This window comes from Methylobacterium sp. ARG-1 (assembly GCF_001262595.1).
Lineage (GTDB): Bacteria > Pseudomonadota > Alphaproteobacteria > Rhizobiales > Beijerinckiaceae > Methylobacterium > Methylobacterium brachiatum.
In genome coordinates, this window is the sequence record NZ_LHCD01000004.1 from 167,061 (window position 1) to 183,161 (window position 16,101).

At 68.1% G+C, this 16,101-nt stretch carries 13 protein-coding genes and 1 riboswitch; of the genes, 4 read left to right on the forward strand and 9 right to left on the reverse strand.

Annotated features, from left to right (window positions below):
* The first annotated feature begins 96 nt into the window (after positions 1-96).
* Positions 97-924, forward strand: coding sequence for a transglutaminase family protein (locus AKJ13_RS06665; RefSeq protein ID WP_050732649.1), 828 nt, complete (start codon positions 97-99; stop codon positions 922-924).
* Positions 925-998: 74 nt separating this feature from the next.
* Positions 999-1,748, forward strand: a complete 750-nt coding sequence (locus tag AKJ13_RS06670) for a hypothetical protein (protein ID WP_007567748.1) — start codon at positions 999-1,001, stop codon at positions 1,746-1,748.
* A gap of 2 nt (positions 1,749-1,750) precedes the next feature.
* On the opposite strand, the gene AKJ13_RS06675 is transcribed toward AKJ13_RS06670, so the two are convergent.
* The 5 genes from AKJ13_RS06675 to thiO form a co-directional block, all read right to left on the reverse strand.
* Complete coding sequence (locus AKJ13_RS06675) at positions 1,751-3,517, reverse strand: ATP-binding cassette domain-containing protein (protein WP_144426198.1); 1,767 nt, start codon at positions 3,515-3,517, stop codon at positions 1,751-1,753.
* Positions 3,518-3,697: 180 nt separating this feature from the next.
* Positions 3,698-4,324, reverse strand: a complete 627-nt coding sequence (locus AKJ13_RS06680; RefSeq protein ID WP_050732651.1) for a thiamine phosphate synthase — start codon at positions 4,322-4,324, stop codon at positions 3,698-3,700.
* Entirely contained in the window at positions 4,321-5,124 is an 804-nt protein-coding gene (locus tag AKJ13_RS06685) for a thiazole synthase (RefSeq protein WP_050732652.1), read from the reverse strand. Before AKJ13_RS06685 ends, AKJ13_RS06680 begins: the two co-directional genes overlap by 4 nt.
* A gap of 2 nt (positions 5,125-5,126) precedes the next feature.
* A complete protein-coding gene (gene thiS / locus AKJ13_RS06690) occupies positions 5,127-5,339 on the reverse strand; it encodes a sulfur carrier protein ThiS (protein ID WP_050732653.1) in 213 nt (70 codons plus the stop codon).
* On the reverse strand, positions 5,336-6,559 hold the full coding sequence (gene thiO, locus AKJ13_RS06695) for a glycine oxidase ThiO (protein WP_050732654.1): 1,224 nt from the start codon (positions 6,557-6,559) through the stop codon (positions 5,336-5,338). The genes thiS and thiO overlap by 4 nt, the downstream gene beginning before the upstream one ends.
* 66 nt (positions 6,560-6,625) lie before the next feature.
* Positions 6,626-6,754: riboswitch (TPP riboswitch) on the reverse strand.
* A gap of 577 nt (positions 6,755-7,331) precedes the next feature.
* Here thiO and AKJ13_RS30285 point away from each other — a divergent pair.
* Positions 7,332-8,459: a glycosyltransferase gene (locus AKJ13_RS30285; RefSeq protein WP_244471527.1), complete on the forward strand. Its 1,128-nt coding sequence runs from the start codon at positions 7,332-7,334 to the stop codon at positions 8,457-8,459.
* Between the two features lie 163 nt (positions 8,460-8,622).
* Here AKJ13_RS30285 and AKJ13_RS06705 read toward each other — a convergent pair whose 3' ends face one another.
* The 4 genes from AKJ13_RS06705 to AKJ13_RS06720 form a co-directional block, all read right to left on the reverse strand.
* On the reverse strand, positions 8,623-9,882 hold the full coding sequence (locus tag AKJ13_RS06705; RefSeq protein WP_050732656.1) for an adenylate/guanylate cyclase domain-containing protein: 1,260 nt from the start codon (positions 9,880-9,882) through the stop codon (positions 8,623-8,625).
* A 78-nt stretch (positions 9,883-9,960) separates the two neighbouring features.
* A complete protein-coding gene (gene rpoD / locus AKJ13_RS06710) occupies positions 9,961-11,961 on the reverse strand; it encodes an RNA polymerase sigma factor RpoD (protein ID WP_007567764.1) in 2,001 nt (666 codons plus the stop codon).
* 200 nt (positions 11,962-12,161) lie between these two features.
* On the reverse strand, positions 12,162-14,060 hold the full coding sequence (dnaG, locus tag AKJ13_RS06715; protein ID WP_050732657.1) for a DNA primase: 1,899 nt from the start codon (positions 14,058-14,060) through the stop codon (positions 12,162-12,164).
* A 120-nt stretch (positions 14,061-14,180) separates the two neighbouring features.
* The gene (locus AKJ13_RS06720; protein WP_050732658.1) at positions 14,181-14,642 is read right to left on the reverse strand and encodes a GatB/YqeY domain-containing protein; all 462 of its coding nucleotides are present in this window, start codon (positions 14,640-14,642) and stop codon (positions 14,181-14,183) included.
* 192 nt (positions 14,643-14,834) lie between these two features.
* Between AKJ13_RS06720 and carA the strand changes: the two genes are divergently transcribed.
* Positions 14,835-16,064 (forward strand): glutamine-hydrolyzing carbamoyl-phosphate synthase small subunit, encoded by a 1,230-nt coding sequence (gene carA / locus AKJ13_RS06725; protein WP_050732659.1) that lies wholly within the window; start codon positions 14,835-14,837, stop codon positions 16,062-16,064.
* Positions 16,065-16,101 lie beyond the last annotated feature (37 nt).

Consider the following 16,101-nt stretch of genomic DNA (forward strand, 5'->3'; position numbering starts at 1 on the left):
GATCCGCCGAGAACGTGACGCCGCATCATCGTCGCCTGATGGCCGGCGAGACCCGTTCGGGATGATGCAATCGGACGAGACGGACAGGCCCGGCGCATGCGCATCCGCGTGGTCCATGAGACCATCTACACCTACGAGCAGCCGGCCCGCGGCCTGGTGCAGGTCATGCGCCTCACGCCCCGGGACCATGACGGACAATATGTCCGCACCTGGCGGATCGATACCTCGATCGACGGGCGGCTCACTGCCCGGGAGGACGGGTTCGGCAACATCGTCCACTGGTTCACGCCCGACGCGCCGGCGGACGCCCTCACTATCCGGGTCACCGGCGCGGTCGATACCGAGGACACCCACGGGGTGATCCGCGGCACGGTCGAGCGCCTGCCGGACGAGTTCTACCTGCGCGATACGGATCTCTGCACGACGACCCCGGAACTCCAGATCTTCGCCGAGCGGGTCGCCACTAACGGCGACGGCACGCCGCTCGCCGTGCTGCACCGCCTGCGCGCCGCGGTTCCCCAGGCGGTGGCCTACGAGCCCGGGCCGGCCGTCAACGGCGTGCCGTCCGGGAAGGCCTTCGCCGCCGGCAAGGGCATCTGCCAGGATCTGACCCACGTGTTCATCGCTGCCGCCCGGCATCTCGGCATCCCGGCTCGCTACGTCGCCGGCTATCGCGCCCGCGACGACGGCGAGGCCGATGTCGAGGCGCCGCATGGCTGGGCCGAGGCCCTGGTGCCGAATCTCGGCTGGGTCGCCTTCGACGCGTGCTACGAGAACGCCCCGTCCGACGGCTACATCCGCGTCGCAACGGGGCTGGATTATCTCGGCGCGGCTCCGATCCGCGGCAGCCGCACCGGCGGCGGGACCGAGACCCTGGACGTCAAGCTCCGCGTCGAGCAAGGCAGGGACGCCACGCAATCCTGATTCCCTGCCTGATTCCCTGAAGTCGGGCCGCCGGCCGCATGCCAGCCGGAAGCCCCCGCGAGAGCCCGAGATCCATGACCTACTGCGTCGGTGTCCTCGTCGAGGAGGGGCTCGTGATGGTCGCCGACACCCGTACCAATGCGGGGCTCGACGACATCTCGACCTACCGGAAGCTCCATCATTTCAACGTGCCGGGCGAGCGGGTCATGATGCTGGCCTCGGCCGGCAACCTGTCGATCACCCAATCGGTCCTGAGCCTGCTGCAGGAAGGCGTGCCCGGCGAGGACGGCGAGCCGGCCCAGAAGCTGATCGAGGCGCCGACCATGTTCCAGGCGGCGCAGCTCATCGGCCGCGCCATCCGGCGGGTCCGGGCGATCGAGAAGGACGGGTTCGAGGCGGCCAGCATCCGGTTCTCGATCTCGCTGCTGTTCGGCGGCCAGATCGCCGGTGAGGCCATGCGGCTGTTCCTGATCTACTCGGCCGGCAACTTCATCGAGTGCAGCACCGATGCGCCGTTCCTCCAGATCGGCGAGCACAAATACGGCAAGCCGATCCTCGACCGAGCGGTGAAGTTCGAGAGCGACCTCTACGACGCCCTGAAGGTGAGCCTCGTCTCGATGGATTCGACCATGCGGTCGAATCTCGGCGTCGGCTTGCCGATCGACATCGCCGTGGCCCGGCGGAACGCCCTCGTCCTGGAGGTGAACCACCGGATCGAGGCCGGTGAGGGCTATTTCCACGACTTGCGGGAGCGCTGGTCGGCGGCGCTCCGGGCCGCGCACCGGGCGATCCCGCGCCCGCCCTACGGCCCCGCTGCGCCGTAAGGTCAGCTCACCGCTTCGGCCTCCCGCCCGGCGGGCTGGGCCATCGAGCGGGTGTAATCCTCCCAGAGCGCCGCATAGAGCGGCACCTCGCGCAGCAGATCATCGTGGCGGCCGTCGCCGAGCAACCGGCCGCCGTCGAGGATCAGGATCCGGTCGGCCTGGCGCGCGGCCGCGAGGTGGTGCGTGACCAGGATCAGCAGCCGGTCGCGGCCCCAGGCCGTGAGGTTCCGCTCCAGCGAGAGGGCGGCTTCGGGGTCCAGAAAGGCGGTCGGCTCGTCGAGGAGCGCGACCGGCGGGTTGCGGACCACCGCCCGGGCGATGGACAGGCGCTGGCGCTGACCGCCGGACAGGGTCCGGCCGCCCTCCTCGAGCGCGGTGTCGAGGCCTTGGGGCAGGGTCTCGACCAGCGCCCCCAATCCGGCGAAGCGCAGCGCTGCATCGGTCGCCGCCGCGTCGGAACGCTGCCCGGCGAGATTCTCGCGCAGGCTCCCGGAGAACAGCATCGTATCCTGATCCACGGTGCCGATCCGGCCGCGCAGCCAGCGGGGATCGTAATCGCGCAGGTCCGCGCCGCCGATCTCCACGCGGCCGGTATAGTCGCGCTGCAGGCCGAGCAGGATGCGCAGCAGGGTCGACTTGCCCGAGCCGTTGCGCCCGACGATGGCGACGATGCCCCGCTCCGGCAGCACCGTGCTGAGATCCCGCAGGGCCGGCTGCGCCGTGCCCGGGTAGGTCAGCGACACGCCATCGAGTCGGATGCCGCCTCGGCCGAGCCGGCGCAGGGGCGGATGGCGGCCCGCCCGCTCGCGGGCCAGGTCGAGGAAGCTGCCGATCTCTCGGATCGCGACGTTCACCTCCTGGGCCATGCGCAGGATGTCTGCGCTGCTCAGGAGCGGGCCGGTGATTCGGGCCGAGACGACCTGGATCGCCAGAAACTCGCCGACGGTCAGGTGGCCGCCATAGATGCGCCAGCAGCCGACGCCGATCACCAACAGCGTCACGGCCCGGGAAACCGCCTGGGACCGCAGCCCATAGCGGCGCTGGAGGTCCATCACGGCGCTGAGTTCGCCGAGGACGCTATCGATGACCGCGTTCCAGCGGCGCATGCGCGGCCCTTCCAGGGCGAGCGCCTTCACGGTCGGCAGGCCGTTCACGGTCTCCGCCAGCGTACCGTCGCGGACGCTGACAGCCTGGTAGTAGGCCTTTGCGGATTTCCAAATGCCGCTGATCTGGTTGCTGGCGATCACGACGATCACCGGCGCCGCCGCGGCCAGCGCCAGGCCGACGGCCAGGTCGTAGTAGAACACGAGGCCGAACGCGACGATCGCACCACCGGTATCGATCACCGAATTCGGGATCTGATGCAGGACGAAGTCCCGGATCTTCGTGACCTGCTGGAAGTGGTTCAGCACCTCGCCGGATTTGAAGTTCGCCCCGTCGATCCGCACGCGCAGGAGATGGGCGAAGAGCCGGCGCGACATCCGGCGGTCGAGATGGACCGCCAGCTCGATGATCAGGCGCCCCCGGAACGCGGTGAGCGCGACCTCCGCGCCAATCGACAGGAGGGCGAGCACGGCCAGTCCGAGCAGGGGCAGGTCGGCCCGCCCGGCCACGATCGCATCGACGATCCGCTGCGTGGCGACCGGGAAGACCAGCCCGACGCCGTAGCCCGCCGCGATGGCGAGGAGCAGCCGGGCCACCTGGCCCCGGCGCAACGCGAGGGAACGGCCGAGCCAGCGCCAGCCAAAGGACGAACGGTCTGCGCGCAACGCCACCCTCCGAATCGGGGGCGGATTGAGACATAGTTTGCTGCGGTTGACGACCTGAGCCCGTGTTCGGTCGGCGCCTCATCCGCCCCACGGGCCGATCGTGCAATCGCGGCGAAGCAGGGCGCCGGCTTTCAGGGCAGGATCGTGCTCAGCGTTCGAAAACGACGCGGAGGGCGAGGCTTATTCCGCCCAGGGGGCGAGGAAGGCCCGGGCTGAGGCGGCGGGGTCGGGCGCACGCATGAGCCCGCCCATCACGGCAATGCCGGCCGCCCCGGCATCCCGGCATTCCGAGATCCGATCCGGCGTGATGCCGCCGAGCGCAACCACCGGCAAGCCGGCGCGGGAGGCCGCCGCGATGCCGTCCGGGCCAAGGGCCGGGCCGTAGCCGGGTTTGCTGGCGGTGGGATAGATCGGGCTCAGGGTAACGTAGTCGGCGCCGGCGAGTGCGGCGGCCTCGACCTCGACGGGTGCATGGGCCGAGACGCCGATCAGGGCGTCTGGCCCGAGCGCCGCGCGGGCGGACGCGACCATGTCCGGACCGGTCCCACCGCCGAGATGCACCCCATCGGCACCGAGCGCCCGGGCCAGCGCGACATCGCCGCCGACCGTCAGAAATGCGGCCGCCGCGCGGATCCGGCCGGCGAGGCCGGCGCCGAGCGCGCGGCGCGCCTCAGGATCGAGATCGCGGTCGCGGAACCAGACCCAGCGCACGCCGCCGTCGAGCAGCGCTTGCACGGTCTCCATCAGCGGACGCGACAGCCCGTGCCGGTCCGTCACCGCCAGGAGCGGCGACGGCAGGCTCCTCACGAGCCGACGAGGCCGAGCTGCGGGCTCGACGGGTCGGCCCGGCCCCGGCGCGGGATCCGGCCGGCAAGATAGGCGTCGCGCCCCGCTTCGACGGCCCGACCCATGGCGCGGGCCATCCGGACCGGGTCGTCGGCCTTGGCGATGGCGGTGTTGATCAGGCAGGCGGCCGCGCCCAGCTCCATGGCGATCACCGCGTCGGAAGCCGTGCCGATGCCGGCATCGACGATCACCGGCACCCCGGCCCGGCGGCAAATCAGCTCGATATTGGCCGGGTTGGCCACCCCCATGCCGGAGCCGATCAGCGAGCCCATCGGCATGATCGCGGCGCAGCCGAGATCCTCCAGGTGTTGGCAGACCACCGGATCGTCGTTGCAATAGGGCAGCACCACGAAGCCTTCGTCCACGAGGTGGCGGCAGGCTTCGATCAACTCGGCCACGTCCGGGTAGAGGGTCTCGCGGTCGCCGATCACCTCCACCTTGATCCAGTTGGTGTCGAGCGCCTCGCGGGCGAGCTCGGCGGTCATGATCGCGTCGCGGGCGGTCTCGCAGCCGGCGGTGTTGGGCAGGAAGCGCTTGCCCTTGAGGATGCGCACCGTGTCGGAGCCGTGGCCCTGGAGCGAGACCCGGCGGATCGAGGCGGTCACCACCTCGGCCCCCGAGACCGCGACGGCGTCGCGCATGATCGCCTGGGTCGGGTAGCCGGCGGTGCCGATGAACAGCCGGGACGCCAGCTCGACCCCCGCGACGGTGAAGCGATCCGCCTCGGCCTCGGGGTGCAGCGGCGTGACATTCTGGTCCATGATCAACCTCCCTGCATGGCGCGGACGATCTCGACGCGGTCACCCTCGGTGACCGGCGTCTCGTCCCAGTCTCGGCGGCGCAGCACGCGCCCGTTCAGCGCGATGGCGACACCCTGCGAGCTCTCGATGCCGATCTCCTCGGCCTCGGCCCGGAACAGGGCCGCGACGGTCTCGACCGCGAGATCGCGCGGTTCTCCGTTCACCAGAAGCTTCATGCCGAGGCCTTTTGGGTTTCGGGTTGGTCGAAGCGCACCCGGGTGAACGGTTTGGCAATCTCCGGCAGCGCACCCCGCATGACGAGTTCGGCCACCGCATCGGCGGTGACCGGAGCGAGCAGATAGCCGTTGCGGTGATGGCCGGTGGCGGCCACCAGGCCCGGCGCGAGGGTGTCGATGATCGGCGCATCGTCGTCCGAGGTTGGGCGGTAGCCACTCCACACGGCCTCGACCTCCATCTCCTCGATGCCCGGCAGGACCCGGCGGGCGCCTTCGAGCAGCGCGTAGAGGCCGCCGGCGGTGACGCCCGGACGGAAGCCGCAATCCTCCACAGTCGCGCCGATGACAAGATGGCCGTCGCTTTTCGGCGCCATGTGAACCTGCTCGGTCCAGATCATCCGACTGAGCGTACCGGTGCGGGCCGTGGTGCGCAGGGCCAGCGATTGGCCCTTGAGCGGGCGCACCGGCAGGGCGAGGGTCTCGGGCAGTAGGCTGCCCTCCCCGCTCCAGGCGCCCGAAGCGAGGACGACCGTGCCGGCCGCCACGCCCTGATCGCCCGCGCGGAGACCGGTGACCGCCCCGCCGGACCAGTCGAGCCCGGTGACGGCTGTGCGCTCCACCAGGATCACGCCGGCGCGCCGGCAGGCCTCGGCCAGCGCCGCCATGACGAGACGCGGATCGACCTGATGATCCAGCGGGCAATGGACGCCGGCGGTGACGGAGGGGCGCAGGCCCGGTTCCAGGCGGCGTACCTCTGTGCCCGGCAGCCAGGCGGCGTCGAGCCCGGACCGGCGTTGCAGATCGTAACGGAAGCGCAGGCGCTCGACCTCGTCGCGGCCGATGGCGACCACGACGGTCCCGTCCGGCCGATAGTCGATCGGCAGTCCGGTCTCCGCCTCCAGCGCGTCGCGGAAAGCCGGCCAGAGCCGCAGCGACTCGAGGGCGAGCGGCAGGAGCGGATCCGAGCCGGGCTCGTGCTCGGCGGCCGGGGCGAGCATGCCGGTGGCGGCCAGGCTCGCCCCGGCCCCGATCGTGTCGCGCTCGACCACGACCACCGCGCGGCCCGCCCGGGCGAGCCGCCACGCAATCGACATGCCGATCAGCCCGCCGCCGACGATGGCGACATCGGCCCGCGCGGGCAGAGAATCCTGCGCGGGCAAGCCGGCCGGGATACGGCGGCGTCCGATCGGTGAAACGGGGCGGTCAAAGGCCAAAGTCATCTCCGCGGAATTCCGTCGCGAAGATCGGGCCGTCTGCTTCGGTGCGAAGCTGTGGCCTGCCTCTGTCGGGCGGCCGCGGTCCAATCCCTACGCCGGTATGAGCCGGATCAGGTTCAAAGGATTTCCGCGCCGCAGGTCCGGGTGGACGTGCCAGCGGTTTCTCAGCCCCTTGCCGGGGATCTCCCTGGAACGACCTTAGATTTGGTGTCGGACGCGCCATCGGTCAACCCCTGCGAGGGTGGCCGAGCTTATGGAGGCGGTAGCGGCGGAGGCTGTTACTGCCCGGATGATCACATCGAACGGGGTCTATTCGCCCGTTCCAGCCGTGTGTGCTTTAGCCAAAACTTTTGCCGCTGTTCGGCAGTTCGATGCTCGTTGTCGCCACCGAGCAACATTAGTCGGTGGACGAACGTTTGACTGCCTTGCCTCCGGATGAGTCGGATGCGGGCGCGCTCCGATCATTCCGCATGCCTCGTCGGCACCATGTGCGACGTGTGCGCTCCATATTATTATTGCCAAAACAAATTATTTCGGGAGCGATTTATCTCGGTTAAATGTGTCTTAATGGCTTGATTATTTTTGTATAAGTCACAAATGTTAGTTCTGGCGAATGGCTTCGATTGCCAAAAATTGCTTGGTCCGAGAGTGCAATCATTTTGAAGCTGTGAGATTCTCGCTTATTGGCGAGCGCTGCAAGACGCATTGCGTAGCGAGTGCGTGTCAGAACGGATACGTCGATATGAATAGTTTCGGGCAGACGATCTGTCTATCGATGATCGTCAAGGATGAGGCTCACGTTATACAGCGGTGTCTCGATTCGGTAAGATCCATTATTGATCATTGGGTCATCGTCGATACCGGATCGACAGATGGGACCCAAGATGTCATCCGCGCAGCCTTAGCTGGCATCCCAGGTACGCTCGTCGAGCAACGCTGGGTTGACTTCTCCTTCAACCGGAACGAGGCGTTGAAGCTCGCGCGCCCGCGCGGAGCGTATTCTCTGATCATCGACGCCGATGATCAGTTAATCGTCCCGGACGATTTCGTCATGCCGAAGCTAACCGAGGCCGGGTACATGTTGACAATATTGGATGCGCACACAAAATATTGGCGTGTTCAGATTGTCAATAATAGGCTCAGCTGGCGTTATCGCGGTGTTGTTCACGAATTTCTGGAGTGTCCGGGAAATCCCGATACGCCAACGTTACCGCTGTCGGTGCGTCGCGGTGTCGACGGGGGGCGTCACAACGACGGCAGGGCCGAGCAACGGGATCTCGCGGCGCTCGAAAAGGCCTTGTCCGTTGAGAAAGATCCGTTTATGATCGCGAGATACACATTTTATCTCGCGCGATCTTATCGCGATATCGGCGAATACCGTAAAGCTCTTGAGTTCTATTTGCAGCGGGCGGATCTCGGGCACTGGGACGAAGAGATATATGTGAGTTTGCTCAACGCAGCCCGGCTGACCGAGCAGTTTGATGAACCCGTGCATAGAGTATTGTCGCTCTACGATCGCGCGATACGCACCTGCCCGGCTCGGGCTGAAGCTCGCCACGGTGCTATCCAGCTCTGCAATCGCAAGAAGGAATATGCGGTCGGCTTTCAATACGGCGACGGTGGGCTTTCGCCAGAGATTCCTGGCGAAGGTATCGCTATCATTCCGTGGATCTATACGTACGGATTGCGGGAAGAATTTTGCATCTGTGCCTATCACGTAGGCGAATATCGTATCTGCTTGTCTGTATGTTTTGATATCCTTGGCGAGGGTGAGGTCCCCAGGGAAGTGCTCTCGCGAACTGCAGATTTGGCGCGCAAAGCGCTGACCAAGATGGTCGATCCGGTTTGGGGCTCCTGGCAACCTTCCTACAGTGCCGAGGTCCTTCCGGCGTGGCAAATATGAACGCGTAAAACTTTCAGCGTAGTGCTGATCCGGGATTGAGCTGAGAAACCTACAGCCCCGTCGCGATCGAGCACGGTGCTGTGGGCCCCTTACAGGACGCTCTGAACGCCTTCCTTTGCGATGGGGAAAATCGCAACGCTTCGGAGGTTTTGCGCGGAGCCCCTTAGCTCGGCGCGCGCGGCCGCAAGAATTTCGGCCGGAACACCGCCATGGGCTCGCGGAAGCCGTCCAGCACGTGCTCGCCGAGCGGCACCGGATCGCCCCACAGGAAATCCACGAACGGCTTCGACATCAGAAGCGGCTCGCCGAGGAGGCGGTTGAGCTGGGCGAGCCGGCTCGCGAGATTCACGTCCCGGCCGATCACCGTGAAGTCGAGCCGCGAGCCGGAGCCGACATTGCCGTAGGCGGCCTCGCCGTGATGGAGCGCAATTCCCGCCGCCACCGGCACCGAGAACTGGTGAAGGGCATTGGCCTCGTCGAGGGCGGCCAATGCGTTCTGGGCCGCGGTGAGCGCGCCCTTGGCCGCGCCCCCGAGATCGTCGCCGGATTCCCGAAAGATCGCCAGCAGGCCATCGCCCAGATATTTCAGGACCTCGCCGCCCTCACGCTCGATCGGCGGCACCAGGCAATCGAAGAACACGTTGAGCAGCCCCACCGCCTCCTCGGGGGTCATGTCGGCGGAGGTGCGGGTGTAGTCGCGCATGTCGGCGAACAGGATCGCCGAGCGGATCCGCGTCACCTGCCCGCGGCGGATATCGCCCGCCAGGATCGCCCGGTGCGGCTCGTCGCCGACATAGAGCCGCAGCACGTGGTCCAACTGCTTGTTGAGGACGCGCATCTCCACCACGGCGGCGAGCGCCGGCATGACGAAGCGCATGATCGCGATGTCGTCGCTGCCGAATCCCTCAGGCGCGCGCGTGGCGAAGGTAATGCCGTTCTTGGCGCCGTTGGTGAAGAACAGCGGCGCCACGACGTAGTGGGTGTAGCCGCCCGCCTTCAGGTCCGGGATGATCGCGTAGGCGTCGTCCGGCGTCTCGGCGAGATCGAGGATCAGCCATTCGCCGGTCTCGTGGACCGTGTGGAACGGGCTGTTGAGATAGGCCTCCTGGGAGCGGCCGCCGTGCGGGAACAGGCGTACGCTGGTGCCGCCGTCCCGGGTCCAGACGCGCCCGACCCCGGCATATTCCGAGTGCAAGGTGTCGATCGCCGTGGAGGCCCGGTCCACCGGCACGCCGATGGCGATCAGCCGCTCGGCGAGGCCCGAGAGCATGTCCTCGGCCTTCTGCAGCCGGGCGCCCTCGCCCAGCAGCCAGTCGCGAATGCCCACGGAGGGCTGGAGCGCGCCGAAGGGCACGTCGTCGGCCTCGGACCCGTCCGCGAAGGCCGTCGGCAATCCGGGCGTTGGCGGGCGGCGTTCAAGCATGGCGCCACTGTGGATGCCGCGCAACCCCGAGGCTGCGCGGTCGTAAGGAGAGGCGCCGCGGGGGGCCGCGACGGGGGCTCAGTTGTCCAGGAAGCTCCGGAGCTTCCGGCTGCGCGACGGGTGCTTCAGCTTGCGCAGGGCCTTGGCCTCGATCTGCCGGATGCGCTCGCGGGTCACCGAGAATTGCTGGCCGACCTCCTCGAGGGTGTGGTCGGTGTTCATCCCGATGCCGAAGCGCATGCGCAGGACGCGCTCCTCGCGGGGGGTCAACGACGCCAGGACGCGGGTCGTGGTCTCGCGCAGGTTCGACTGGATCGCCGCGTCGATCGGGAGAACGACGTTCTTGTCCTCGATGAAGTCGCCGAGGTGGCTGTCCTCCTCGTCGCCGATGGGCGTCTCGAGGGAGATCGGCTCCTTGGCGATCTTCAGGACCTTGCGGACCTTCTCCAGCGGCATGGCCAGCTTCTCGGCCAGCTCCTCCGGGGTCGGCTCCCGGCCGATCTCATGCAGCATCTGGCGCGAGGTGCGGACGATCTTGTTGATCGTCTCGATCATGTGCACCGGGATGCGGATCGTGCGGGCCTGGTCGGCGATCGAGCGGGTGATCGCCTGCCGGATCCACCAGGTGGCGTAGGTCGAGAACTTGTAGCCGCGCCGGTACTCGAACTTGTCGACCGCCTTCATCAGGCCGATGTTACCCTCCTGGATCAGGTCCAGGAACTGCAGGCCGCGGTTTGTGTACTTCTTGGCGATCGAGATCACGAGGCGCAGGTTTGCCTCGATCATCTCCTTCTTGGCCTGCCGGGCCTCGCGCTCGCCCTTCTGGACCATGTTGACGATGCGGCGGTACTCGCCGATCTCCAGGCCGGTCTCGGAGGCGAGGTCGAGGATCTGGGCGCGCAGCTCCGACACCTGCTTCGAGCCGCGCTCGACCAAGTTCTTCCAGCCCTTGCCGCCCAGGGTGCCGACGCGCTCCATCCAGTTCGGATCGAGCTCGTAGCCCTGGTAGTGGCGCAGGAACTCGTCGCGCGCCACGCCGTGGCTCTCGGCGTAGCGCATCAGACGGCCCTCATGGCCGATCAGCTGCTTGTTGATCGAGTAGAGCTGGCCGACCAGCGCCTCGATGCGGTTGTTGTTGAGCGACAGCGACTTCACGTCGGCGACGACGCTGTCCTTCAGCTCGATCTGCTTCTGGTCCTGGGCCGGGCTGTTCTTCTCGCCGGCGGCCTTGCGCTCGGCGCCCTCGGTCTGGAACTTGCGCAGCTTGCGGTAGTTCGCGGCGATCGCGTCGAAGGTCTCGAGGACCCGCGGCTTGATCTCGGCTTCCATCGCGGCGAGCGAGACGTTGTTCTCGAGGTCGTCCTCGTCGTCGCCGCCCTCCGGGGGCGCCGGCGGCTCGCCGTCCTCGGCACCTTCCTCACCTTCGCCCTCGGCGATCTGCGGCGCGTTCTTGCCGTCCGGGCCGGCATAGGTCGCCTCGAGATCGATGATGTCGCGCAGGAGGACCTTGCCCTCCACGAGCTCGTCCCGCCAGATGATGATCGCCTGGAAGGTCAGCGGGCTCTCGCAGAGGCCCGCGATCATCGCCTCGCGGCCGGCCTCGATGCGCTTGGCGATCGCGATCTCGCCCTCGCGGGACAGGAGCTCCACCGAGCCCATCTCGCGCAGGTACATCCGGACTGGGTCGTCGGTCCGGTCGGTCGGCTCCTTGGTGGTCGTGGTGACCGCGACGGCGCGCGTCGGCGCGACTTCGGCCACCTCGCCGCCCTCGGCCTCTTCCTCTTCGCCGTCGGCGCCGTTGGCGGTCTTCTCGCCGGCAGCCGCCTCGTCGGTCTCCTCCGCCTCGACCACGTTGATGCCCATCTCGGACAGCTGCGATAGCACGTCCTCGAGCTGGTCGGGGTCGGATTGGCCCTCGGGCAGGACCTCGTTGACCTCTTCGTAGGTCACGTAGCCGCGCTTCTTGGCGAGCTTGACCATCCGCTTGACCGAAGCATCCGTCAGGTCGAGGAGCGGCCCGTCGGTCTGCTGCTCGGGGGCAGCGTCCGTCTCGTCCCGTTCCGTTGCCTTCGTCGCCATGATCAGCCTATTGTTTCGGATGCGGCGCGCTGCGGAGGCCTGAAGAAGGCCGCTCCACGCCGTCGGCGCCGCGATACTTGCGAGTGGCTCCGGATTGCTCCGGGCGCCTTGGGTCGTCGGGTTCCGTATGCAAGCCCGAGGCTTGACCGAATGTTAACTATGGCGCGGATCTGCCCGTCGCCACCGCCATCGCACGGCCGTCATGCGGCGGTCGAGTCGTTCGACACCGGCTTGTCGGCTTCAGCCTCGGCGGCGATGACGGTCTCCAGCCTCGCCTTGACTTCGCAGAGCCATGCCCACCCGGCATCGGTCGGATCGTCCTCAAACGCCTGCCGTGCTTCGCGAAGTTCGCTATGTAGCGCTCCTGCCTGCCGGTGCAAGATCATCGCCTGTCTGAGAGCGTCCCCACGCTGCTGCGGATCGGCGTGCGGAGACAGCGTAATGCGGTCGCGCGAGCGGGCGAGCGCGAGAATCCGCTCCGCCGCCTCTCCGAGACCGGCCCGTGTGATGCGGCTTTGCAACAGGTCCGCGTTCGTTTGTCCGTCCTCTGCGGCACAAGCGACAAGGACCGACAGGAGCGCCCGCGCGTCGGGATCCTCGAAGTCAAGTTCCGCGACCTCGTCGCCGAACTCGGCCAGCATTTCGGGGTGGACCAGCAGCGTCCCGACGATCACAGCCTCGCGCACCGGCGCCGCCCCGGAAAAGCCGGCCGAGGCGGTCATCGAGGCGCTGGGGCTGCCGGTGATGCGCGGCGAGACCGGCTCGCCCGGACGGGCGAAGCGACGACCCTGACCCTTCGGGCCCGGCCCGGGCCCGGCCGAACGCGTGCCGCGGGGCGACAGGCCCCGCAGCCGCTCCTCGATGTCGTCGCGATAATAGCGCTTCACCGTCTCGTCGCGGATCGTGGCGACGGTGGCGCGCAGCGTCTGGGTCAGCCCCGCTCGCCGCTCCGGCGTGTCGACCGGGCCAGATTCGAGCGCCCGGCGCCAGAGCAGTTCCGACAGGGGCAGCGCCGCCTGCAGCACCTGGTCGATCGCGCCCGGTCCGCCCGAACGCAGGAGGTCGTCGGGGTCCTGGCCGCCGGGCAGCAGGGCGATCCGCAGGGACCGGCCGGGTTCGAGGGCCGGCAGCGCGATGTCGAGGGCCCGGAAGGCCGCCCGTTGGCCGGCCTTGTCGCCGTCGAAGCACAGGATCGGCTCGTCGGCGTGGCGCCAGAGCAGGGCGAGCTGCTCCTCGGTGAGCGCAGTGCCGAGGGGCGCCACAGTCTCGGGATGGCCGGCCAGCGTCATGGCGATCACGTCGACATAGCCCTCGACCGCGATGATCGAACCGCGCTCGTGCGCCGCCTTGCGGGCGCCGTGGAGGTTGTAGAGCGTCCGGCCCTTGTGGAAGAGCGGCGTCTCGGGGGAGTTCAGGTACTTGGCGCGGACCTCCTTAGAGAGCGCCCGTCCCCCGAAGGCGACCACCCGGCCGCGTGTGTCGGTGATCGGGAAGATCACCCGGTCACGGAAATAATCGTACGGGACCGAGACATCCTCGCCGCCGGCGAGGAGTCCGAGCTCGACCATCAGCGCCTTGTCGACCCCCTGCCCGGCGAGGTGGTCGCGCAGGGCGTAGCGCTCGTTCGCCGCGTAGCCGAGCCGGAAGGCCCGCTGCGTCTCGTCCTTGAGCCCCCGGCGTTCGAGATAGGCCCGCGCCTCGCTCCCCTGCCCCGAACGCAGCCGCTCCTCGAACCACCGGGCGGCCATCTCCATGACCTCGATGGCGCCGGCGCGCTTCTGCTCGGTGGCGCGATTGTCCTCCGTGGGCGCTGGCAGGCTGACGCCGGCCTCGCTCGCCAGGCGCTCCACCGCTTCGGGGAAGCTCAGGCCCTCGGTTTCCATCAGGAAGGTGAAGATGTCGCCGTGCTTGGACGAGGAGAAGCAGTGATAGAACTGCTTCTGGTCGTTCACGTAGAAGGACGGCGTCTTCTCGGCGTTGAACGGCGACAGGCCGCGCCATTCGCGGCCGGCCTTCTTGAGCTGCACCCGCCGCCCGACCACGGAGGAGGCCGGCAGCCGGGCGCGGATCTCTTCCAGGATGTGGGGTGGATAGCGCACGGGGCCTGCGGGTCGATTGCTTGACCGCTGGATATAGCGCGACGGGGGGGGCGAGTCCCGCCCGGTCGATCGATGGCGCGATCGGGCGGGGGATTGCGGGGAGAGCCGGAGGTCCGAGCCTCAGCCCTTGGCTGCCAGCGCGGCCTTCACCAGCCCGCTCGCCTTGCCGAAATCCATCCGGCCCGCGAAAGTGCCCTTCAGGGCGGCGATGACCTTGCCCATGTCCTTCTGGCCGGCGGCGCCGGTCTCGAGGATCGCGGCGTCGACCGCCACCTTCATCTCGGCCTCGTCCATCTGCTTGGGTAGGAACGCCTCGATGATCGCGATCTCGGCGCGCTCGTTGGCCGCGAGCTCCGGGCGTCCGCCCTGCTCGTAGACCGAGGCGGATTCCGTGCGCTGCTTGATCATCTTCTGCAGGAGCGACAGGATCTCCTCGTCGGAGGCCGGCTCCTTGCCGAGGCCGCGGGCCTCGATATCCTTGTCCTTGAGGGCGGCCTGGATCATCCGCACGGTGGCGAGCTTGTCCTTGTCGCCGGCCTTCATGGCCTCCTTCATCTCGGTGGTGAGGCGGGCGCGCAGCATCTCGATAAACCTTCCGACGGGAGAAACGGGGGGCTGGCCTGCAGTTTGCGGGTGTTGAGCGGCTTCGGCCACAGGGCCACATTGACCCCATCGCGGGCCGCTCGCTAAGAGCGCCGCACACGATCATGCCGCCAGCCGAGCGCGCCGCAACGCGGTGCCTGCCTTCGGCCGCACATAAGCGAGACCGACCCGATGCTGCAAGACGCCGCGCAGGCCTCCGGCCCCTCCGCCCCCGAACCCTGGGCCGAGCCCGTGGCGACGGCCCTACTGGTTCTGGCGGACGGGACCATCCTCGAAGGCTTCGGCATCGGCCGGACGGGCGTCGCCGACGGCGAGGTCTGCTTCAACACGGCGATGACCGGCTACCAGGAGATCCTGACCGACCCGTCCTATGCCGGGCAGATCGTCACCTTCACCTTCCCGCATATCGGCAATGTCGGCACCAACGACGAGGATCTGGAGAGCCTCGAGGCGGCCCCGGCCTCCGGCGTGCGCGGCACCATCATCGCCTCGGCGGTGACCAAGCCGTCGAGCTGGCGCTCCTCGTCGCATCTCGACGGCTGGCTCGACGCCCGCGGCATCGTTGGCATCACCGGGATCGACACGCGGGCGCTCACCGCCCGCATCCGCGACAACGGCATGCCGAACGCCGTCATCGCCAACGATCCCGAGGGCCGGTTCGACCGCGAGGCTCTGAAGGCGCGGGCCGCCGCCCTGGCCCCCATGGAGGGGCTCGACCTTGTGCCGCCGGTGACCAGCCGCGCGGCGACGGAATGGTCGGAGACCGTCTGGGCCCTCGGCGACGGCTACGGCAAGCGCGCGCCCGGCGAGGGCCTGAAGGTGGTGGCGATCGATTACGGCGTGAAGCGCAACATCCTGCGCCTGCTCGCCCAGGCCGGCTGCGACGTCACCGTGGTCCCGGCCACCACCAGCGCCGAGGAGATCCTGGCGCTGAAGCCCGACGGCGTGTTCCTGTCCAACGGTCCGGGTGACCCGGCGGCGACCGGCACCTACGCCGTGCCTGTGATTCGCAAGCTCTTGGACGAGAAGGTGCCGACCTTCGGCATCTGCCTGGGGCACCAGCTCATGGGCCTCGCGCTCGGCGGCCGTACCGTAAAGATGGGCCAGGGCCATCACGGCGCGAATCACCCGGTGAAGGACAAGACCACCGGCAAGGTCGAGATCGTGTCGATGAATCACGGCTTCGCGGTAGATCCCGCCAGCTTGCCCGCCAGCGCAATCGAGACCCATGTCTCGCTGTTCGACGGCTCGAATTGTGGCCTGACGCTCACCGACCGGCCTGCCTTCTCGGTACAGCACCACCCGGAAGCCTCGCCGGGCCCGCGCGACAGCCACTACCTGTTCGAGCGCTTCGTCACGCTGATGCGCTCCGGCGAGCCCGAGAAGGCCGCGAACGCCTGAGCGGCATGAGACCTTCGGCGCAGTCCCATTCGGGCCG